Annotated in this window: 19 protein-coding genes and 1 riboswitch; of the genes, 10 read left to right on the top strand and 9 right to left on the bottom strand. The window is 41.2% G+C overall.

Annotation, left to right across the window (positions count from 1 at the left end; translation table 11 throughout):
* The first annotated feature begins 75 nt into the window (after nt 1–75).
* A complete protein-coding gene (gene hcp, locus PR800_RS16295) occupies nt 76–1,728 on the top strand; it encodes a hydroxylamine reductase (RefSeq protein ID WP_102137362.1) in 1,653 nt (550 codons plus the stop codon).
* Nucleotides 1,729–1,803: 75 nt separating this feature from the next.
* A complete protein-coding gene (hcr, locus tag PR800_RS16290) occupies nt 1,804–2,808 on the top strand; it encodes an NADH oxidoreductase (RefSeq protein WP_166265456.1) in 1,005 nt (334 codons plus the stop codon).
* A gap of 101 nt (nt 2,809–2,909) precedes the next feature.
* Here hcr and PR800_RS16285 read toward each other — a convergent pair whose 3' ends face one another.
* Nucleotides 2,910–3,146, bottom strand: a complete 237-nt coding sequence (locus tag PR800_RS16285; RefSeq protein ID WP_102137364.1) for a HEAT repeat domain-containing protein — start codon at nt 3,144–3,146, stop codon at nt 2,910–2,912.
* A gap of 586 nt (nt 3,147–3,732) precedes the next feature.
* Nucleotides 3,733–3,905: riboswitch (M-box (ykoK) riboswitch) on the top strand.
* 72 nt (nt 3,906–3,977) lie between these two features.
* Between PR800_RS16285 and PR800_RS16280 the strand changes: the two genes are divergently transcribed.
* Nucleotides 3,978–5,048: a magnesium transporter gene (locus PR800_RS16280; RefSeq protein ID WP_102137365.1), complete on the top strand. Its 1,071-nt coding sequence runs from the start codon at nt 3,978–3,980 to the stop codon at nt 5,046–5,048.
* Nucleotides 5,049–5,080: 32 nt separating this feature from the next.
* Here the strand turns inward: PR800_RS16280 and PR800_RS16275 are convergent, their stop codons facing one another.
* On the bottom strand, nt 5,081–5,614 hold the full coding sequence (locus PR800_RS16275) for a SprT family zinc-dependent metalloprotease (protein ID WP_272531147.1): 534 nt from the start codon (nt 5,612–5,614) through the stop codon (nt 5,081–5,083).
* Nucleotides 5,615–5,720: 106 nt separating this feature from the next.
* On the opposite strand from PR800_RS16275, the gene PR800_RS16270 reads away from it, so the two are divergent.
* From PR800_RS16270 to PR800_RS16260, 3 genes are read left to right on the top strand one after another with little or no spacing between them, the layout of a single operon-like run.
* Nucleotides 5,721–6,047: an ArsR/SmtB family transcription factor gene (locus PR800_RS16270; protein WP_102137366.1), complete on the top strand. Its 327-nt coding sequence runs from the start codon at nt 5,721–5,723 to the stop codon at nt 6,045–6,047.
* 1 nt (nt 6,048) lies between these two features.
* Nucleotides 6,049–6,486 carry a YeeE/YedE family protein gene (locus PR800_RS16265; RefSeq protein ID WP_272531142.1) on the top strand — a complete coding sequence of 146 codons (438 nt, stop codon included), beginning with the start codon at nt 6,049–6,051 and terminating at the stop codon, nt 6,484–6,486.
* A gap of 4 nt (nt 6,487–6,490) precedes the next feature.
* Nucleotides 6,491–6,901 carry a DUF6691 family protein gene (locus tag PR800_RS16260; protein ID WP_102137368.1) on the top strand — a complete coding sequence of 137 codons (411 nt, stop codon included), beginning with the start codon at nt 6,491–6,493 and terminating at the stop codon, nt 6,899–6,901.
* 72 nt (nt 6,902–6,973) lie between these two features.
* Here PR800_RS16260 and metK read toward each other — a convergent pair whose 3' ends face one another.
* Nucleotides 6,974–8,125 carry a methionine adenosyltransferase gene (gene metK, locus PR800_RS16255; protein ID WP_047755768.1) on the bottom strand — a complete coding sequence of 384 codons (1,152 nt, stop codon included), beginning with the start codon at nt 8,123–8,125 and terminating at the stop codon, nt 6,974–6,976.
* Nucleotides 8,126–8,843: 718 nt separating this feature from the next.
* Here metK and speA point away from each other — a divergent pair.
* From speA to PR800_RS16240, 3 genes are all read left to right on the top strand, one after another.
* Nucleotides 8,844–10,748: a biosynthetic arginine decarboxylase gene (gene speA / locus PR800_RS16250; protein WP_102137369.1), complete on the top strand. Its 1,905-nt coding sequence runs from the start codon at nt 8,844–8,846 to the stop codon at nt 10,746–10,748.
* A gap of 295 nt (nt 10,749–11,043) precedes the next feature.
* Nucleotides 11,044–11,964 (top strand): agmatinase, encoded by a 921-nt coding sequence (gene speB, locus PR800_RS16245; RefSeq protein WP_210848574.1) that lies wholly within the window; start codon nt 11,044–11,046, stop codon nt 11,962–11,964.
* A gap of 335 nt (nt 11,965–12,299) precedes the next feature.
* Complete coding sequence (locus tag PR800_RS16240) at nt 12,300–13,079, top strand: acetoin reductase (protein WP_102137372.1); 780 nt, start codon at nt 12,300–12,302, stop codon at nt 13,077–13,079.
* Between the two features lie 63 nt (nt 13,080–13,142).
* Here the strand turns inward: PR800_RS16240 and PR800_RS16235 are convergent, their stop codons facing one another.
* Nucleotides 13,143–14,018 (bottom strand): alpha/beta fold hydrolase, encoded by an 876-nt coding sequence (locus PR800_RS16235; protein ID WP_102137373.1) that lies wholly within the window; start codon nt 14,016–14,018, stop codon nt 13,143–13,145.
* Nucleotides 14,019–14,180: 162 nt separating this feature from the next.
* On the opposite strand from PR800_RS16235, the gene PR800_RS16230 reads away from it, so the two are divergent.
* Entirely contained in the window at nt 14,181–14,429 is a 249-nt protein-coding gene (locus PR800_RS16230; protein WP_166267618.1) for a helix-hairpin-helix domain-containing protein, read from the top strand.
* Here PR800_RS16230 and PR800_RS16225 read toward each other — a convergent pair.
* From PR800_RS16225 to leuC, 5 genes are all read right to left on the bottom strand, one after another.
* Nucleotides 14,426–15,157 carry a TerC family protein gene (locus tag PR800_RS16225; RefSeq protein ID WP_272531141.1) on the bottom strand — a complete coding sequence of 244 codons (732 nt, stop codon included), beginning with the start codon at nt 15,155–15,157 and terminating at the stop codon, nt 14,426–14,428. The two genes, PR800_RS16230 and PR800_RS16225, sit on opposite strands and share 4 nt — an antisense overlap.
* Nucleotides 15,158–15,228: 71 nt before the next feature.
* The gene (gene mutH / locus PR800_RS16220) at nt 15,229–15,915 is read right to left on the bottom strand and encodes a DNA mismatch repair endonuclease MutH (RefSeq protein WP_206276814.1); all 687 of its coding nucleotides are present in this window, start codon (nt 15,913–15,915) and stop codon (nt 15,229–15,231) included.
* 560 nt (nt 15,916–16,475) lie between these two features.
* Complete coding sequence (sgrR, locus tag PR800_RS16215; RefSeq protein ID WP_102137377.1) at nt 16,476–18,155, bottom strand: HTH-type transcriptional regulator SgrR; 1,680 nt, start codon at nt 18,153–18,155, stop codon at nt 16,476–16,478.
* A gap of 640 nt (nt 18,156–18,795) precedes the next feature.
* A complete protein-coding gene (leuD, locus tag PR800_RS16210) occupies nt 18,796–19,401 on the bottom strand; it encodes a 3-isopropylmalate dehydratase small subunit (protein WP_166267626.1) in 606 nt (201 codons plus the stop codon).
* 8 nt (nt 19,402–19,409) lie between these two features.
* Nucleotides 19,410–20,813, bottom strand: coding sequence for a 3-isopropylmalate dehydratase large subunit (gene leuC, locus PR800_RS16205; RefSeq protein WP_210848575.1), 1,404 nt, complete (start codon nt 20,811–20,813; stop codon nt 19,410–19,412).

Genomic DNA, 20,813 nt, shown 5'->3' with positions numbered 1-20,813 from the left:
ATTCCACTTTTTTATTCTAATAAAGAGCGTAGTCTTAATGTTGTATTTGAAATGCAACTTTAAGAGGCCAACAACATGTACTGTGTGCAATGTGAACAAACAATTAGAACTCCAGCTGGAAATGGCTGTGCATACGCGCAGGGTATGTGCGGTAAAACAGCAGAAACATCTGACCTACAAGATTTATTAGTTGCTGTATTGCAAAGCTTATCTGCAAGCGCAGTCACTGCTCGCTCACTGGGTATTATTGACCATGATATTGATAGTTTTGCTCCGCGCGCATTTTTCTCTACCTTAACCAACGTCAACTTTGATTCAGAGCGTATTATTGGTTATGCCCGTGAAGCTATTTATTTACGTGATAAATTAATCAAACATTGCCTATCTGTGAATAGTGCAGTGGCTTTCAATCACCCATTAATTAATTTGCAATTAAATGGGACTGATATTCCAACCTTGCAGGAACAGGCGGCTCAATTTTCATTAGATATTGATAAAGCTGAAGTCGGTGAAGACATTCACGGTTTACGTATGTTATGCCTGTATGGCTTAAAAGGTGCAGCAGCCTATATGGAACACGCCCATGTTTTAGGCCAGTATGATAATGATGTTTATGGTCAATATCATGAAATTATGGCTTGGCTTGGAACATTGCCATCAGATATGAATGAGCTGCTTGATAATGCCATGGCAATTGGTTTGATGAATTTCAAGATCATGGAAATTCTGGATGCAGGTGAAACGAGTGAATTTGGTCATCCAACACCAACGGAAGTCAACGTTCGCCCAGTCGCTGGGAAATGTATTTTGATTTCAGGCCATGACCTGAAAGACTTAAAAATGCTGTTAGAGCAAACCGAAGGTACGGGTATCAATATTTATACTCACGGTGAAATGCTGCCAGCACATGGTTACCCAGAACTGAAAAAATACCCTCATTTAGTCGGTAACTATGGTAGCGGTTGGCAAAATCAGCAAGTGGAATTTGCAAAATTCCCAGGGTCTATCTTGATGACCTCTAACTGTATCATTGACCCTGATGTTGGAGATTATAAAGACCGTATCTGGACGCGTAGTATTGTGGGTTGGCCTGGTGCAAAACATTTAGTTGGCGATGATTTTTCTGCAATGATAGCTCAAGCTCAGTCGCTTACCGGTTTCCCGTATACTGAAATCGAGCACAAAATTACCGTTGGTTTTGGTCGTCAAACACTGTTAGGCGCGGCAGATGCGGTGATTGATTTAGTTTCACAGAAAAAATTACGTCACGTATTCCTTGTTGGTGGTTGTGATGGTAGCCGCGGTGAGCGTAGCTATTACACAGATTTTGCGCGTAGTGTGCCTGAAGATTGCTTAATCCTAACACTTGCTTGTGGTAAGTATCGTTTTAACAAATTAGATTTCGGTACATTAGAAGGGCTGCCACGCTTACTGGATGTAGGACAATGTAACGATGCGTATTCTGCAATCATGCTTGCAGTGAATCTATCAGAAAAACTTGGTTGTGGTATTAATGATTTGCCATTGAGTTTGATTCTGTCTTGGTTTGAGCAAAAAGCGATCGTTATCCTCTTAACATTGTTAGCGTTGGGTGTGAAAAATATTTATACCGGCCCAACAGCACCGGGTTTCTTAACTGAAAACTTATTAAATGTGCTAAATGAGAAGTTTGGCATGCGTAGTATTACGACGGTTGAGCAAGATCTGGCAGAAATCTTACCTGCATGATCAATAAAACGATAGAAAAAGCTTAAAAACGATGTGAAAGACGGGGGCTGCGACCCCCTTTAAAGGAGTAGCGCGATGACCATGCCAAGCAGTTTATGTCCAAATAGAATGCAAGTTCATTCGATTATCCAAGAAACATCGGATGTCTGGACAATCAATCTTATCAATCATGATTTTTATACATATTCACCTGGTCAATATGCCTTGGTCAGTATTAAAAATAGTGATGATGTCATGCGTGCTTACACTCTTTCATCATCACCCGGGCAAAGTCGATTTATATCCATTACAGTCAGGCGTTTAGATGATGGTCAAGGGTCAAATTGGTTAACACGTTCGGTTAAAGAGGGCGATTATCTTTGGCTTTCTGAAGCTCAAGGGGAATTCACATGTGCTAATCTAAAAAATACTCAGTATTTGATGTTAGCAGCAGGGTGTGGTGTGACACCGATTATGTCAATGACTCGTTGGCTGATGGTAAATCGTCCGAGTTCTCATGTAAAAGTACTCTTTAATGTTCGCGATGATAAGCAAGTTATTTTTGCGCAGGAGTGGCAAAAGCTGGTTCAGCTATACCCAGAACGATTGCAGTTGTGTGTCATGCCAGAAACTCCCGATAATGGCGATGTTGCTCAAGGGCGTTTAACTGAAGAGAAACTAAAAGCTTTAGTACCCGATATTGATTCACGAATTGTAATGACATGTGGGCCAGTGCCTTATATGAAAAATGCACAGCAATTTGCTGCGAATTTAGGTGTTCCTACTGAACATTTCTTTATGGAGCGTTTTTCTACTGAACCAGATATTGTTGATAGTGAAGATATTCTTACGTTAAAAATTCGTCAACGATTGGTCGATTTTAAAGTCCCAGTAGGTACTTCTTTATTATCTGCACTGGAGCAAAATAAACAGCCCGTTATTGCGGCTTGCCGAGCAGGGGTTTGTGGAAGCTGTAAAACAAAAGTGCTATCAGGGAAATACACAACAACAAGCACAATGACATTAACTGAAGCAGAAATCGCTGAAGGTTATGTTTTAGCTTGCAGCTGCCAATTACAAGGTAACACTGAAATAGCGTAAAACCATTTAATATACGCAAACTGTCTCATTAGATTATTAATGGGACAGTATTATAAAATAGATCATAGTAATTATTTACAGTACTCAGAATGAGAGTGTAATTAATGTTCTGGTAGTGAACCACGTAAAAAATAAATAGATAGCTTACTCAGTGTATTAATCGCTGATACAGCCACTTCTTTGTTTGGATCTTGACATAACTCTATGATCCGAATGATGGCATCATTATATTCAATCGTTGCTTTGAAATCACCTAAAGCGGAAATAGCTGCAATTTTGATTTCATCGTTTACGCGAAATGTTAAATTTGTTAACATCCCAACAATTACTTTATCCATAATAAAACTTTCACTGTTAAATAAAATAAAAAATATTCTAAGATAATTCCCGTAATATTTAATACTAAATTGATGCTTGATATTAAATATTAACAATCTAAAAAAATGCTTTCCAATAACAATGTCGATTTAAATAGCGACATAAGTGTATTTTCTTATTTCATTATTTGTTTATTTGCACATTGTTAATATAAAAAACCAATTGGCAGTTGGCATTAGTTATTGCATCTACTCTTATAGAGCGTATTGTTTATATTTAATTATGCTTACTCCTTTATGTTGTTATTTTTGTATTGTAAGGTAAATAGAAGGATAAGTTTTGACTAATTATCGATAAGATTTGTTAAATAATATTACAGATCTTACTTTGATTTATCCAAGGATTGGTTGTAGGGAAGTAACTAAATATATTTATTTTAATTTGAATATCTAATTTTATTATTAGTTACATTTTATTACATTATGTGGATGTAATTCATATGAACTTAAACAGAACTTAAACAATAAGTTTCCCATGCGTAAAAAAACGTAGATATAGGGTGGCAATTAATTCACCAGTGGGTATAATTCGCGCCGCATCCAAAGTGCAGTATCTCGTTAGGCGAGGCTCCTATACAAACATAGGTTACTGATCTGACGACGTCGAGAGACGCCCAAGATCAGGACAGGATATATCGACCGAAGGTATATCCCCATGTAACTTCCTGCTAAAGTCAGGATACGTTGTATAGTGCTAAAACCGAGACGAAGAGATAGCTTTTGCATTCTCTCATCTGGTTTCGCCCCTATGTGAGTACTGTTTGAGTAACCAACAGTAATAGGGACTAAAAAATGACATTCACTACCCAGAACAAAGCGGGAGCAGTTGCTATTGCTCAGTCCGCAATGAAAGGCGCACGCCTCAAAGACAATAATACACAATCACCAAAAGTTGATGATGCAACAGTAAGTGCTTATATGAGCCAATCATATTTGCCAGTATCTGTCGCGGACTCAATAGCTTGCGTGAAACAAAATCTTATTGAGCATCTTGATGGCGAGCAAATCCCAACCTATTTATTTGTTGTCGACAACGACAATTATTTAAATGGTATTCTTTCAGTCAAATCATTATTAGCTTCACCTGAAAATTTATTAGTGTCTGATATCATGCGACACAATTATTTTTCTGTTGCCCCGGAACAGTCGCGTCATGATGTTTATGATCTGATTAATCATAGCGGTTTAGATATGATACCTGTGGTGCAATTTGGCAAATTAATGGGTGTTTTGCGTCCGCAAGATATCGCCGAACTGATTGAAGATGAGAATACACTTGATGCGCAGTTACAAGGCGCGACCACCCCGTTAGATGAGCCTTACTTAACGACAAGCCCTGTAACTCTATGGCGTAAACGTGTCGTTTGGTTGTTGATGCTATTTGTGGCCGAAGCGTATACAGGAACAGTGTTAAAAGCGTTTGAAGAACAACTCGAAGCAGCAATTTCGTTAGCGTTTTTCATTCCACTGTTGATTGGTACAGGCGGTAATAGTGGAACGCAAATTACATCGACATTAGTCCGTGCAATGGCGCTCGGCGAGGTGAGTTTACGCAACCTTGGTACCGTTCTGAAGAAAGAGGTCTCCACCTCATTTTTAGTGGCGGTGACTATCGGTGGTGCAGCATTAATCCGTGCGTGGATTTTAGGTGTTGGCCACGAGGTCACTATTGTGGTTAGCTTAACCATCGTTGCTATCACAATGTGGAGTGCGGTTGTTTCTTCAATTATTCCAATGGTATTGAAGAAGTTAAAAGTGGACCCAGCAGTTGTTTCTGCACCGTTCATTGCGACTTTTATTGATGGAACTGGCTTAATTATCTACTTTGAAATCGCAAAATTAGTGATGACGGAGTTTGCTTAAGCGCACACCTCAAACTTGATGCGGCAGAAAAGCTAATTTTCTGTCGCAACGATAGAAATCTCTTCTTGTTTTAACACTTCCCCACATTTTCGACATAAATATTGGTTCTCACCCCGTAACACTTTGTTATGACGGCGTATGGTTAATTCATGGGTCATTTCACAGGCACAACGGTAGCGAAATGTTCGACTTTTTACTGTTGTAACCGCAAAGTTGTGTGTACGTTTCGCAGTGACTTCCAGTACATGTTGCATCATCCATTTCCATTCTTTGCCATGTGGAGCGATACCTTTGCGGCCAAATACATGAAAAACCAACAGATGTGCTAATTCATGAGGCACAACCTCATCAATAAATTGTTCTGTATTTTCGATGAGTAAACTGGGGTTAAGGCGGATTTCCCATTCTTTTAAATAAGCACTCCCCGCGGTTGTCCCTCGTTGCTTGTAATTAACCGTTGGTTCCGAAAATGACTGCTCGAGTTTGTGCTCTGCAAGTGCGAGCTTTTCTCGCAATATGCGCATGACTTGTTGCTGTAAAAAGAGTGGCACACGGATTGTTTTCATGGGGTAAAGGATACGTGAAGGTAATGGACATAAACAAGCAATAATTGACATACATTATACCGAAAGATATATTGTATTTTTATATAATAAATGTCAGACATAACATATGCACAATAATACCTCTGAACAGCAACTGTTAGCGATGAAGCAGGCCGCGTTAGAAACAGCTTCGTTACTGAAAACACTAGGGAATCCAGATCGTTTAATTTTACTATGCCAGTTAACACAGGGTGAAGCCTGCGTTAGTGAGTTAGAAGAGCAGCTAGGAATATTACAACCGACACTCTCTCAACAATTAACGGTATTGCGTAATGAAGGCTTAGTGATGACGCGCCGAGAAGGAAAGCGTATTTACTATGCGATTGCAGATGAGAAATTATTTACGCTGCTCAATACGTTATATCAGCTTTATTGCCCCGTGAAGGAGAAATGAAATGACCATAGATTGGGCTAATTTTACGCCACTGTCTGCCGCAGTTGGGGGAGTGTTGATTGGCTTAGCCGCTGCAATTTTATTAGTATTTAACGGTCGTATTGCCGGTATCAGTGGTATCCTAGGCGGGTTGTTGAAACCGACTAAGGGGGATACAGCGTGGAAAGTGGCTTTTATTATTGGCCTGATGAGCGCTCCAATGTTATTTACATGGTTGGTGTATACACCTGAAGTTAACATTGCGACCAGCACACCTATTTTAGTTTTAGCTGGGCTGTTTGTCGGCTTTGGCTCACGGCTGGGAAGTGGCTGTACTAGCGGTCATGGGATCTGCGGTATGGCAAGGTTATCCCGTCGTTCCATTGTTGCAGTATTGCTCTTTATGATCGTTGCTTTTGTGACTGTCGCTCTAGCCAACCATTTTGGGATAGGGAGATAAAGCAATGCCTATTCTTATCGCATTAATTTCAGGGATATTATTTGGCCTAGGATTAGTCATTGCCGGAATGGGAAACCCAGCAAAAATTTTAGCGTTTTTAGATATTACTGGAACGTGGGATCCTTCTTTATTAATTACGATGGCCGTTGGAATGGTAATTAGTGGAATGACTTTTTTATGGGTCAAAAAACGTTCTGTTAGCCTACTTAACTGCCCATTACAAATACCCACAAATCAAACGATTGATAAAAAACTAGTCACTGGAAGTGTGTTATTTGGTGTGGGGTGGGGGCTAGCCGGGATCTGCCCAGGGCCTGCATTATTGTTAACAGGAATGGGATTAACGCAAGGAATAATATTCACATTAGCGATGGTTGCTGGAATGGCAATTTTTCAGTTTACGCAAAAAAATTAATCGTTCATTGTGAGCAATAAAAAACCCATCAAATGATGGGTTTTTTTGTATGTAATTTATTTACTAAAGTAATTACAAGCCCGCAGCGGCGCGCAATGCTTCTGCTTTATCCGTTTTTTCCCAAGGGAACTGAGAACGACCAAAATGGCCATATGAAGCAGTTTGTTGGTAAATAGGGTGTAATAAATCCAGCATCTTAATTAAGCCGTAAGGACGTAAGTCAAAGAATTCACGAACTAATTGGATTAACAGTGATTCATCAACTTTACCTGTGCCGAACGTCTCTACCATAATCGAGGTAGGTTCTGCGACACCGATAGCGTAAGAAACTTGGATTTCACAACGGTCTGCAAGGCCAGCTGCGACAATATTTTTTGCCACGTAACGTGCTGCATAGGCTGCTGAACGGTCAACTTTTGATGGGTCTTTACCAGAGAATGCCCCACCACCATGGCGAGCCATACCGCCGTAGGTATCTACAATGATTTTACGGCCTGTTAAACCACAGTCACCCATAGGACCACCGATAACAAAACGGCCCGTTGGGTTAATAAAGTATTTTGTCTCTTTTGATAACCATTCTGCAGGGAGAACTGGCTTGATGATTTCTTCCATCACGGCTTCATGCAGGTCTTTTTGTTGAATATCTTCAGAATGTTGAGTAGATAAAACAACAGCGTCAATACCCACAATTTTATTATTGTCGTATTGGAAAGTAACCTGACTTTTCGCGTCAGGGCGTAACCATGGCAACGTGCCATTTTTACGAACATCTGCTTGGCGCTGCACTAAGCGGTGTGCATAAGTAATAGGAGCAGGCATTAATACATCAGTTTCGTTGGTTGCATAACCAAACATCAGGCCTTGGTCACCCGCGCCTTGTTCTGATGGGTCAACACGGTCAACACCTTGGTTGATATCGGGCGACTGTTTACCAATCGCACTTAAAACGGCACATGAATTGGCATCAAAGCCCATTTCGGAACTGGTATAGCCAATTTCGCGAACAGTTTTGCGCGTGATTTCTTCAATATCAACCCAAGCGCTGGTGGTGATTTCTCCCCCGACCATTACCATACCTGTTTTGACGTAGGTTTCGCAGGCAACGCGAGCTTTCGGGTCTTGTTCCAGAATAGCATCAAGTACTGCGTCAGAGATTTGATCAGCAATTTTATCTGGATGCCCTTCTGATACAGACTCAGAAGTAAAGAGATGTGTAGCCATGAGATTAATACCTTAAGAATTCGCAAATTTATAATTGGATGTTTTAACATCTAGACGGCTATTTTAGTCCCATACAGTAAAAATTTCTACCTGTATTTATACAAAAAACGAATAGGGACATAAAACAGCAATAGGTAAAGTTTTATCGCAATTTAGTCATTTTGGTTTTGCTTTTTGAGCGTAATAGATGTATAAACTGCGACCGTAACGGATGGTTGTTATTTCCCGTTATATACCAGCAGGATAATATAAAATGACTGCTATCTATCAGGAATGTTTATAAGCTTTTGAATTTCAATAAAAAATAAGGTGATATAGCTTAAATCAACAGGTCAACCTGCCAAAATAGTGCTACCACATTGAAATTTTAAAAGGGTAAACAGTTATATTGGGGGTTAATGGGTAATGATCCATAATCTACTGAATAACAGTATCCAACCGTCATATGCGGACCGCCGCGTGACTTTGGCATTTACTTTCCTGTCATTCTTTACTTCATCACGAAGTTACCGTCACATCTTTAATACACCTTCGAGGCTGAGTCATTAATCTGTCAGCTTAAGGTCGTATATTGTCACTGTTTAGAAGTTCTAAGCACTTTTTATTAAAATCTGAGTATTGCCGTTTCCCCAACATAACTGCCTTGCAGTGTTATGTCTTCACTGACATACATCAGGAAGGAGAACGCGTCACTCACCCCTCCATAAAGGAGTTTATTATGAATGATAATATCGCTCGCAAAATGCGTCAGACGTACAACATCGCGTATTGGGGTGGTGGTTACTATCAGGTGAATGAGCGCGGAAATGTCTGTGTTTGCCCGAACCCTGAGAACCCTGACACCTTTGTTGATTTAGCTGACCTTGTTAATCAAGTGAAAGAAGAGCAGGAGCATTTACGCTTACCTGCACTGTTTTGTTTCCCGCAAATCTTACAGCACCGTTTGCGTTCAATAAACGCAGCATTTAGACGCGCACGTGAGTCTTATGGCTATAAAGGCGATTACTTTTTGGTTTATCCAATAAAAGTTAACCAACAACGCCGAGTCATTGAATCATTAGTTAATTCTGGGGAACCGTTAGGGCTTGAAGCTGGCTCAAAAGCTGAGTTAATGGCAGTTTTAGCGAACGCAGGTAAAACACAAACCGTTATCGTCTGTAATGGATATAAAGACCGTGAATATATCCGATTAGCGTTAATTGGGGAAAAATTGGGTCATAAGGTTTACCTTGTTATCGAAAAAATGTCTGAAATTGAGATGGTGTTAAAAGAAGCGGAAAGCTTAAATGTCACGCCACGCTTAGGGGTTCGCGCCCGTTTGGCTTCTCAAGGCTCAGGTAAGTGGCAAGCAAGTGGTGGTGAAAAATCTAAATTTGGTTTGGCTGCAACCCAAGTATTACAGTTAGTGGAAATTTTACGCAATGCAAATCGCCTAGATAGTTTGCAGTTGCTTCATTTCCATTTAGGCTCTCAGATGGCCAATATTCGCGATATTGCCACTGGTGTCCGTGAATCAGCCCGCTTTTATGTGGAATTGCATCGCTTAGGTGTCAATATCCAGTGCTTTGATGTGGGCGGTGGCCTTGGTGTTGATTATGAAGGCACTCGTTCTCAATCCGATTGCTCCGTCAACTATGGCTTAAATGAATACGCTAACAACGTCATTTGGGCGATTGGGGATGCGTGTGAAGAGTTTAATTTACCGCACCCAACGGTGATCACGGAGTCTGGCCGAGCACTTACCGCTCATCATACCGTTTTAGTCTCCAATGTGATTGGGGTTGAACGCAATGAATTTACCAAAACAACACCGCCACATGAAGATGCACCGCGTTCATTAATTTCCTTATGGGATACCTGGGAGTCGATGCAGCATCAGGGCAATAGCCGTTCATTACGTGAATGGTTGCATGATAGCCAATTCGACTTACAAGAAGCGCACACTCAGTATGCACATGGCGTGTTAGATTTGACTCAACGTGCATGGGCAGAAGAGCTATACCTGAATATTTGCCGTCGTATCCAGCAAGATCTCGACCCAAGCAATCGTGCTCATCGTCCAATCATCGACGAACTGCAAGAGCGTATGGCTGATAAGTTTTATGTGAACTTTTCTTTATTCCAATCGCTGCCAGACTCTTGGGGAATTGACCAAGTGTTCCCAGTATTACCGATTGAAGGGTTAGATAAACCATTAGACCGCCGTGCGGTATTGTTAGATATCACCTGTGATTCTGATGGTATTATTGACCACTACGTTGATGGTGATGGCGTTGAAACCACAATGCCAATGCCGGCTTATGACCCTGAAAACCCGCCGATGATAGGTTTCTTTATGATTGGCGCGTATCAGGAAATTTTAGGAAATATGCATAACTTATTTGGTGATACTGCCGCAATAGATGTCTGGGTTGATAGCCAAGGTAACCTGCGTTACTTGCAAAGTGAAGAGGGCGATTCTGTGGCAGATATGCTGCAATACGTTAAATTAGTCCCTGAAGTCCTATTAGAAAGTTTCACAGAGCAAGTAAAAGGCACGGGTTTGAGTGAGCAGTTGCAAAAAGACTTTGTCGAAGAGTTCGAGAATGGTTTGTATGGGTATACTTATCTCGAAGACGAATAAATGCTCAATGCGCGTTATATTTCGCACCGTCGCGTTGTTGGCTGCATTTGCCAACCCTAGTCACATACTTGTGTATGCTCCTAGGGATTGGCTCATCTTGCCGCCTAGCGACAGCACGAACTATTTAGCGCACTATATGAGTCATAACGTATTAAGATACTGAACAGATAATAACTTTGTGCAAATAATATGATTTGTTTATTATTTATACTGTGCGAAGTTAATTAGGTAAAAACTATTCGAATTGAATATTAAAAGGGCTTGCTAATGGGCCGGCCCGTTTTGAGGAACAGAAATGATTAATAGTACTTTAGGTAATCAAGTTGATAACTCACTGGTTTCTAACGCATTTGGTTTCTTACGTTTTCCGCTGAATTTTCAGCCTTATAGCTCAGATGCAGAGTGGGTGATCACCGGTGTACCGTTTGATATGGCAACCTCTGGTCGTGCTGGTAGCCGTCATGGGCCAGCTGCAATTCGCCAAGTTTCCACGAATCTTGCGTGGGAAAGCCACCGCTGGCCATGGAACTTTAAGTTAACTGAACGTTTAAATGTGGTTGACTGTGGTGACGTGGTATTTGCTTTCGGTGATGCACAAGATATGAGTGACAAACTGCAAGCCCATACTGAAAAACTGCTTGAATCAGGTAAACGTTGCTTGACCTTTGGTGGCGACCACTTCGTTACATTGCCATTGCTGCGTGCTCATGCGAAACACTTTGGGAAAATGGCCTTAGTTCATTTCGATGCACATACAGATACTTACGGTAATGGTAGCAAGTTTGACCACGGAACCATGTTCTATCATGCGCCAAAAGAAGGCCTAATCGACCCAAATCATTCAGTGCAAATTGGTATTCGTACTGAACATGACAGCGACAATGGTTTTACTGTATTGGATGCAGCTCAGGTGAATGATCGCAGTGTGGATGACATGGTTGCACAGATCAAAGAGATTGTTGGCGATATGCCTGTTTATCTGACTTTCGATATTGACTGCCTTGACCCTGCCTTTGCGCCGGGAACGGGAACCCCTGTTATTGGTGGTTTAACGTCAGATCGTGCATTGAAATTATTGCGTGGAATACAGTCATTAAATATCGTGGGTATGGATTTAGTGGAAGTCGCTCCCGCTTATGACCAATCTGAGATCACAGCATTAGCCGCCGCATCTATCGCATTAGAAATGTTATATATTCAAGCCGCTAAAAAATAAACAATTTAACGTTTACGCGAACAAAAGCCACCTACTCGGTGGCTTTTTTATATTCAAACCTCATTAAATCGTTTGTTAATCGTACAAAGTTAAAGGAATAGCATTTTTTGTTTATCTTATTGAGAATGATTTTTATTAAAGATTATCTTCGAATTTCATTATTCATACCTTTTTCTTTGGTAAATAAAAAATATTCACAGTCTCAATAGTGAAATGTTTTTTATTAGTTAGGAATAGTAGGTAAAAATCATTACTTTGTAACTTGTTGTTATTATTGTTAACTTATGAGGATTGGTGGACTAGTCAATTTGGCTATTATTCAGTAGGAGATAAGTATGGCGTTAAATAATAAAGTTATTTTAGTTACTGGTGCAGCGCAGGGTATTGGTCGTGGTATCGCACTGCGTTTAGCGAAAGAAGGGGCTGATATCGCACTGGTGGATTTGAAAAAAGACAAACTCCAAGATGTTGCCAAAGAAATTGAAGCATTAGGCCGTAAAGTTACCACATTTGCTGCAGATATCAGTCAGCGTGACCAAGTCTTTGCCGCGGTGGCTCATGCAGAAGCGGAGTTAGGTGGTTTTGATGTAATGATTAACAACGCAGGGATTGCACAAGTTAAGCCAATCGCTGATGTTCGCCAAGAAGATATGGATTTAATATTCAAAATTAACGTAGATGGCACCATGTGGGGTATTCAAGCCGCGAGCGAGAAATTCCAAGAACGTAAACATAAAGGGAAAATCATCAATGCATCCTCTATTGCAGGGCATGATGGTTTCGCGATGTTAGGTGTGTACTCTGCAACTAAATTTGCGGTTCGTGCGTTAACCCAAGCCGCGGCCAAAGAATACGCAAGCTCAGGTATAACGGTGAATGCGTATTGCCCTGGTATTGTTGGTACTGATATGTGGGTGGAAATCGATGAGCGCTTCGCTGAAATTACAGGAGCGCCAAAAGGTGAAACTTACAAAAAATATGTTGAAGGGATCGCGCTTGGTCGTGCTCAAACCCCTGATGATGTCGCGGGTCTAGTGGCATTCTTAGCAAGCGATGACTCTGACTATATTACTGGTCAATCTATTTTGACTGACGGTGGGATTGTCTATCGTTAATTCACTCATGTGAATTTAGGGTGTAAATAATAGCCGCGATGAATAACTCATCGCGGTTTTTGCTTATGCAGCATGCTGCTGAATATCGGCTAAAATAGCTTCCGCTTGTGTCCAAAGTAGTGAGCCTCCCTCATCGCTTAATAAATGATGTTGGCAATTGGGAAAACGGCTGGCTAATATTTTGCCAAAATCAGGGGAATGGACTGTGCTCATATCGAGTTCGCCATACCATAAAGAGACGGGCACGCAGGTCGTTTCAGGGGCGAATTCCCATTTCTGCAATGCAATTAATAAGTCTTGAACATATCCTTGGTTGCCTTGGGCGAAAGCACGTCGCATGCAATGGCTATATGCCTCAAGGAAATGTTCTTCATTGTAGAGTTGTTGGTCGATTTCTGCACTGCAATTAAGAATAAACGCCAATAGCCACTCACCAGTGACATTTTTTAATAGCCAATCAGACAGCGCTTCAGGGCTGTTAAGGGCTTGCTCTTGCATGTTCACGATATCAGCACTGAGTATTGCGCGAGTTGCAGGGTATTCAAATTGGTCTTGCCCTGACACAATAGACAGTGAGATAGGTTGGCAATAGTGAGCGATAGCCATGGCAAAAACAGCACCTTGAGAAAAACCGATGACAGAATATTGAGTAATGGACTGCTTATCTAACAGTGCTTGAACATCCATAGCAAAATTTTTTAATGATTTTTCAGGGTGAAATGTTGACTCACCAAGCCCCGCACGTTCAGGAACAATCAAACGAATATTCAGTTGTTCGAGTAAATCCAAACCAAATCCTAATGAACCACTCATACCCGCACCGGTACAAAAAATAACAGGAAAGCCTGTTTTAGGGCCCGACTCAAACCAGCAAAATTGACGGCTATCAGGTAATTGCATCGTGTGTTGATGTGGGTTGGTCAGTGGCGCGTTATACATGGTGAATTCCTAACACAAAGCAGGTACAGATGGGTGATAAGATAGGTCAGTTAATAATTATTAAAACTGGCATTGTTATAGTTGCAATTTTAAAGTATTAAATAGGTAAAATGCAAAATATTCGCTTAATAAATATCAATTCATTCACAAGAGGATCGTCAAATGGCATTTTCCGAATCAGAAAAACAGATTTTATTGGCTGTCAAAGGTGTTGGCCCCATGGTGATTAGCCGTTTAGAACAAATGGGGTTTAGTTCACTCGCACAATTAAGTGAAGCCTCCTATGATGAAATTTTAATTTCTGGAGCCGCATTAACAGGCTCAAGCTGCTGGAAAAATAGCCCACAAGCAAAAAAAGCGGTAGAAGGGGCTATTTTAGCGGCTAAACAAGCGGTTAGATTGCCATCTTAATCAGTTTGGTTTCTGTTTTTCCATTTCTTACTGCGCAAGATATTGAGAACTTGCACTGCCATAGAAAAAAACATAGCAAAATAAATGTAGCCTTTAGAAACATGGACTTGAACACTTTCAAGCAGCAATGTGAAGCCAACTAAAATCAAAAATGATAAGGCCAAGATTTTTACGGAAGGGTAACGTTCAACAAAGTCGCCAATGGGTTTGGCCGCAAGCATCATAATGAGTACAGCGATGACCACTGCTGCCATCATGATAAATAAGTGGTCTGAAAGCCCCACCGCGGTGATCACTGAATCTAAACTGAAGATAATGTCTAATAAAGCAATTTGTACGATAGCGCCCCAAAATGAGCTCACTTTCTTATTGGCTAGATTATTTTCACCTTCTCCTTCAATGGTTTCAAAAATTTCTTGGCTTGCTTTCCAAATAAGGAATATTCCACCTGCGCATAATATGAGATCGCGTGCAGATACCACATGGTCAGCAACTGTAAAAAGTGGGGTGGTAAGGCGTGATAACCAAGCAATCGAAGCCAATAGCGCAAGGCGCATCACCATTGCTGCAATAAGGCCTGTCCGTCTGGCACTATTTTGCTGGTGGCTCGGAAGCTTGCTCACCACAATACTCAGAAAAATAATATTATCGATGCCTAGGACAATTTCTAATATGGTTAGGGTGGCAAGTGCCATCCATGCATTGGGGTCGAGTATCCACTCAAACATCTGTGCACCTTCTACAATGAAACAGTGATAAATTTTTATCGTCTGCTTTGGTACAGGCGACACCTTGTTGATTAAGATAAACTAAAATGCCGTGCTAACAGCGGGCCTGTAAAATCCTTTTTTAGATAAAAGCCACGAGGTAGCGTCATAATAGGTTGACCAAACTCACCAATAGCTTCAGTTAATGCTTTATTGTTCGCCGCTTTAGGACGGATCTGTAATACCTGCCCATGACGTGCAGTGATACTTTCCACTTTGCCTAACACAATGAGATCCATTAACTCTTCCCAATCTTGTCGTAGTAACTGCTCTTCTAAGGGGGAGGGGCTCCAGATTAATGGGTTTGCGACTCGGCGCTGTGAGAGCGGAATTTGCCTTTCCCCTTCGATAGGAAACCATAAAATACGGGATAGTTTGCGACGAACATGGCTATTTTCCCATGTTAAGCCGCTATTTCCCGTTAACGGTGCAACAGAAACAAAGGTGGTTTCGAGTGGAGCACCATGACGGTCAATAGGAATAGTTTTTAATTCAATACCAATATGGGCGAAATCTTGCTCTGCCTTACTTCCCGCGCTCGCGCCTAAATAATATTCCAATAACATGCCAACCCAGCCTTTGTCTCGCTTGAGATCAGGAGGAATAGGGATCGCTGCATGTTGGGCGAGTTGACCAAGCGTGTAGCCAGCAAGAGCTTGCGCTCGGGCCATTAAGGTCGCTTCGTTATCTGGTGGTGGCGGTGCAATAAATGGCGTCATGGTTTGAATAGTAATGTATAAAAAGTAGCCAGTGGAAATACATATAACTTAAGAAGTATAACACTTTTTCTATGGTATTTTTAACCATATGATATATATGAATATAATGTTATTTATTTATCTGAATTATAAATTATTACAGAGGTTATTCAAGTTCATCCCAAGATAATCACAGGATCATGCACTAGGTTATCCACAGGATTTCTGGATAACTGTGAAAAATCGAGATTACTGTGTGTATTTACAGCCTTGACGAAACGGTTTTTATGACGAGAGTCACAGAATATGAGTAAGTTAAGCACATATCTTGTGGATAAATACAACGTTGTTTGATCTTTGCTCAGTTGAAGTCTTAGGCATTTTAGTAAAAAAAATAGTCAGTGGATAAACTGATTTTTCGTTATTTATTTATTTGATTTATCAGTGATTATTTAATTTTTCTTTTTTCTGATAAAAAAGTGATTTGGGGATATACCCTGATTACCATGAGGTTGTTCACATGGATATCCACAGAAAAAGTGAATAACATCCTTATTATTCATTTTATCTGTTCATAACTATCAATATTTTGTTAGGTTATCCTCAGAAGGTTTAAACCAGGCGGATTTAAAATCAAACCAGCCAAAGGTGTTCATCCGTACACCGCGCATGGTGTTTTGGCCTTGCAGTTCGAGCCAATGATGAAAGATGGGGTGAAAAATTTGTGAGTCAATTAAGCTTTCACACCAAGCTTCAACATCTAATTGGTTATTACGCCATAGATTGAGTTCATCACTGAGGGGGTTATTAAGGCACTGACGTAACAACGGCATTTCGTACAAGGTTGCAAAAATGGAAAACTCAAGAGGTTTAAAAAAGTTAGCGGTTGTTAACCAGATATCACTTTGCCCATTGCCATTAAACCAATCATCGTAATCAATAATATTGATCTTGAGCTCCACACCTTGCTGCTGCAACACGCGTTTCATGATTTGGCTAATCGCATAGAACTCATGGTGGTTGCGATAAAAAGTGACAGTTAGCTCTGTTAAATCTTCAGGCTTAGGGAACAAGGTTAGCATTTTACTGTGGTGCCAATGGAGTAACAGGCCATAAGCAGGGGCCCAATGGCGCTGATAAAACGGCTCACAGTGGGCAAGCAGGTTAATTGGGGTTAAAAAGCTACACAACCATTTACGGACATCTTCACGCTGAGTAATGGTTGAACGCTGGTCCATTAACAGAAAATAACAGCCTTCTTCCATACGGCTTTCGAGCGAGCCATTATGGTGCTTATCACCATCCATTTTTAATGTCGTACAAACCATTTGTTCTGAGAGTTCAGGAACCACCCAAATAGTCACTTCATCAAGCAGCGCACGATAACCAAAATAGCGGTCAAAAGCCGTAATAGTGAGTTTTTGTGGCAAGTTTTTTTCCACTTGATAAGGACCCGTGCCGATTGGGCAACGGCTAAAATTTTCTAGGCTCTCCCACTCCTTCGGTAAAATAGCCGCATGATGGCTGCCTAACAACCAAGGCAGTTGTTTATCAGGCTCACTTAACGTGATATCAATAACATAAGGGTGTGGTGAGCTGACGGATTGTATATGAGAGAACAGAGGCCAACAGGTTTTTAAGCGTAAAAGGGAATAGATAATATCGTCAGCAACCATTTCTCGCCCATGATGGAAATAAATAGCGGGGCGTAAATAGAAACGCCATTGGGTCTCATTGACGGACTGCCAATGGTGGGCAAGGCCATTTTCCACTTCCCCTTTTTCCTCATTTATATGGGTAAGGCCATTAAATATTTGGCTCATTAAGTGAATTTCTGAGCGGCGCATTGGCGCACCGGGAAGCAGTGTCGGAAAATCACGATAATAAATAATCCGTAATAAGTTTTTACCTTGTCGATAGCTGCGTTCCAGTTCAGACAATACCATTTGGCGAATGGTTTCCTTATCACCAACCAGTGCAACCAATTTCTCAATACTTTCTTCTTTGAGTAATTGTTCAGCCTGTGCCTGTTGTAGCTCTAAGCCATTAACATGGAAAATAAGAGTGGAGCGCTTTCCTCGACCAGACTCTGCTTGCCAGCTAAGCCAACCGTGTGATTGCATATTATTAAGCAGTGTCCGAACATGACGGCGAGAGCAAAACAGCGTATCAGCTATATCTTGCAGCGTTGTTTCACTGTCTTGGCCCTGAAAATGTTGCCAGAGACGAATAAATTGGGTTTGTAATCGAGAATTAGACATAAAAGAGGAACTCCGGCAAAAAACACATCAATTTTAATTTCCTAAAATCTCACGATAATAGAAGGCAGTAAGTAGCTCGTTTGGTCTGCATGTTGCCGACCGACTCCCCCATTTAGAGTAATGGTGTTTATCACCGAGCCGGTTTTTACCGGCTTTTTTTTATTTTTTCGTCATATTTTGCGCCGTGGCTGTGTTGGCTGCGCTCAGCTATCGCCGTCACATACTTATTTTTTCGTCATATTTTGCGCCGTGGCTGTGTTGGCTTCACTCCGCTACCCTAGTCACATACTGGTGTATGCTCCTAGGGATATCCTCGTTTGCCGCCTTGCCACAACACAAACTATTTAGAAAAAATAGTTAAGCCAAAAGCCAAAAGCCAAAAGCCAAAAGCCAAAAGCCAAAAGCCAAAAGCCAAAAGCCAAAAGCCAAAAGCCAAAAGTATGTAATTTGTAGTGGTATTGGTGTCGTCGAAAGATATTTGAGTTAATTATACAGGAAGAATTTAATGGGGAAGTACTTTTAGGTCGTAAATTTGTTAATAAGGATTAATTCCGCATTTTTGGTGCGAAGTAGGCGGTTTAGTTGGAGAATTAGAGCTAAAAGAGGAACTACGCCCACCAAAGTAGGCGTAGAAAAGGATTTATTGCATAAATGATGGGATCTTGCTTTCAAAATCCTTGATTTGGTCGACATGTTGCAGTGTCAAACCAATGCTATCCAAACCATTCATCATGCAGTGGCGGCGGAAGCTGTCGATTTCAAAATGATAGGTTTTATCTCCTGCGGTCACGGTTTGGGCTTCTAAGTCCACCGTAAATTGGCAACCTTCATGGCTATTAACATAATTAAACAGCTCATCCACTTCGGTTTCACTTAATTTAATTGGTAATAATTGGTTATTGAACGAGTTACCATAAAAAATATCAGCAAAACTTGGGGCGATAACCACTTGAATACCAAAGTCAGTTAATGCCCAAGGTGCGTGCTCACGAGATGAGCCACAACCAAAGTTTTCACGAGCTAATAAAATACTTGCCCCTTTGAAAACTGGTTTATTTAATACGAAATCAGGATTAGGCTGTTGCCCGTTCTCATCTAAAAAACGCCAGTCATTAAACAAATGTTGGCCAAAACCCGTCCGCGTGACTTTTTGTAAAAATTGCTTAGGGATAATGGCATCAGTATCAACATTTGCTGCATCTAAAGGAGCGACAATCCCGACGTGTGTAATAAACTTTTCCATCATTTTTCTCCTTAGATTTGAATATCACGTACATCAGCAAAATGGCCATTAATCGCCGCAGCGGCTGCCATTGCTGGGCTAACCAAGTGAGTACGACCAGCACGACCTTGGCGGCCTTCAAAGTTACGGTTACTGGTTGATGCACAGCGCTCGCCTGGGTTTAAACGGTCATTATTCATCGCTAAACACATGGAGCAGCCTGGCAAGCGCCATTCAAAGCCTGCTTCAATAAAGATTTTATCCAAACCTTCTTGCTCAGCTTGGGCCTTAACTGGGCCAGATCCGGGAACAACAATGGCTTGTACGCCATTCGCCACTTTTTTGCCTTTGGCAATTGCAGCGGCAGCACGTAAATCTTCAATACGTGAATTCGTACATGAGCCAATAAAGACTTTATCAATTTTGACGTCAGATAATTTAATGCCAGACTCTAACCCCATGTAAGCTAATGCTTTTTCAGCAGATGCTCGCTCAACGGGGTCTGCAAATGACTCAGGAGCAGGGATCGGTTGGTTGATGGCAATCACCTGCCCAGGGTTGGTTCCCCAAGTAACTTGTGGTGCGATGCTACTAGCCTGAATTGTAATGATTTTATCGAACTCAGCATCGTCATCGGTTTTTAATGTTTTCCAATAAGCAACTGCATCGTCCCATTGTTGGCCTTTAGGTGCAAATTGGCGGCCTTTCATATAGGCAAAGGTGGTTTCATCCGGTGCGATAATCCCGGCTTTTGCGCCTAACTCGATAGCCATATTACACACAGTCATACGGCCTTCCATACTCAAGTTTTCGATGGCTTCACCGCAAAATTCAACAATATAGCCAGTACCGCCTGCGCTGCCAGTTGTACCGATAATGGCTAACACGATATCTTTTGCGGTAATACCTGCTGGAGCTTTGCCTACGACTTCAATTTTCATTGTTTTAGCGCGTGCTTGTTTCAGCGTTTGAGTCGCCATCACGTGCTCAACTTCAGATGTTCCGATACCAAAGGCTAATGAGCCAAATGCACCGTGGGTTGCGGTGTGGGAATCGCCACATACAATGGTCATACCGGGCAAAGTAATACCTTGCTCAGGCCCCATCACATGGACAATACCTTGGTATGGGTGATTCAAATCATACAAAGTTACGCCGAACTCTTTACAGTTCTTCATTAATTCTTGCATTTGAATGCGGGCCATATCACCACAAGCATTGATATCTTTGGTTTGTGTCGATACGTTGTGATCCATTGTTGCAAATGTTTTACTTGGCTGATGCAACGGGCGGTTTTTAGTTCTCAAACCGTCAAAGGCTTGAGGTGATGTCACTTCATGCACCAAATGGCGATCGATATAAATCAAAGGGATTTCATTTTCGACCTCACGGACAACGTGGGCATCATACAATTTTTGATATAAAGTCTTGGCCAT

Source organism: Providencia sp. PROV205 (assembly GCF_028479505.1).
GTDB lineage: Bacteria > Pseudomonadota > Gammaproteobacteria > Enterobacterales > Enterobacteriaceae > Providencia > Providencia huaxiensis.
This window is presented reverse-complemented; position numbering and strand designations above follow the sequence as displayed.

Bases quoted from the DNA above. Each gene is read 5' to 3' on its own strand.
- leuC (WP_210848575.1), bottom strand. From the start codon at position 20,813: ATGGCCAAGACTTTATATCAAAAATTGTATGATGCCCACGTTGTCCGT.
- PR800_RS16270 (WP_102137366.1), top strand. From the start codon at position 5,721: ATGCACAATAATACCTCTGAACAGCAACTGTTAGCGATGAAGCAGGCC.
- leuD (WP_166267626.1), bottom strand. From the start codon at position 19,401: ATGATGGAAAAGTTTATTACACACGTCGGGATTGTCGCTCCTTTAGAT.
- PR800_RS16285 (WP_102137364.1), bottom strand. From the start codon at position 3,146: ATGGATAAAGTAATTGTTGGGATGTTAACAAATTTAACATTTCGCGTA.
- speB (WP_210848574.1), top strand. From the start codon at position 11,044: ATGATTAATAGTACTTTAGGTAATCAAGTTGATAACTCACTGGTTTCT.
- PR800_RS16235 (WP_102137373.1), bottom strand. From the start codon at position 14,018: ATGTATAACGCGCCACTGACCAACCCACATCAACACACGATGCAATTA.
- PR800_RS16230 (WP_166267618.1), top strand. From the start codon at position 14,181: ATGGCATTTTCCGAATCAGAAAAACAGATTTTATTGGCTGTCAAAGGT.
- metK (WP_047755768.1), bottom strand. From the start codon at position 8,125: ATGGCTACACATCTCTTTACTTCTGAGTCTGTATCAGAAGGGCATCCA.
- PR800_RS16225 (WP_272531141.1), bottom strand. From the start codon at position 15,157: ATGTTTGAGTGGATACTCGACCCCAATGCATGGATGGCACTTGCCACC.
- PR800_RS16240 (WP_102137372.1), top strand. From the start codon at position 12,300: ATGGCGTTAAATAATAAAGTTATTTTAGTTACTGGTGCAGCGCAGGGT.
- speA (WP_102137369.1), top strand. From the start codon at position 8,844: ATGAATGATAATATCGCTCGCAAAATGCGTCAGACGTACAACATCGCG.
- sgrR (WP_102137377.1), bottom strand. From the start codon at position 18,155: ATGTCTAATTCTCGATTACAAACCCAATTTATTCGTCTCTGGCAACAT.
- hcr (WP_166265456.1), top strand. From the start codon at position 1,804: ATGACCATGCCAAGCAGTTTATGTCCAAATAGAATGCAAGTTCATTCG.
- PR800_RS16280 (WP_102137365.1), top strand. From the start codon at position 3,978: ATGACATTCACTACCCAGAACAAAGCGGGAGCAGTTGCTATTGCTCAG.
- mutH (WP_206276814.1), bottom strand. From the start codon at position 15,915: ATGACGCCATTTATTGCACCGCCACCACCAGATAACGAAGCGACCTTA.
- PR800_RS16275 (WP_272531147.1), bottom strand. From the start codon at position 5,614: ATGAAAACAATCCGTGTGCCACTCTTTTTACAGCAACAAGTCATGCGC.
- PR800_RS16260 (WP_102137368.1), top strand. From the start codon at position 6,491: ATGCCTATTCTTATCGCATTAATTTCAGGGATATTATTTGGCCTAGGA.
- PR800_RS16265 (WP_272531142.1), top strand. From the start codon at position 6,049: ATGACCATAGATTGGGCTAATTTTACGCCACTGTCTGCCGCAGTTGGG.
- hcp (WP_102137362.1), top strand. From the start codon at position 76: ATGTACTGTGTGCAATGTGAACAAACAATTAGAACTCCAGCTGGAAAT.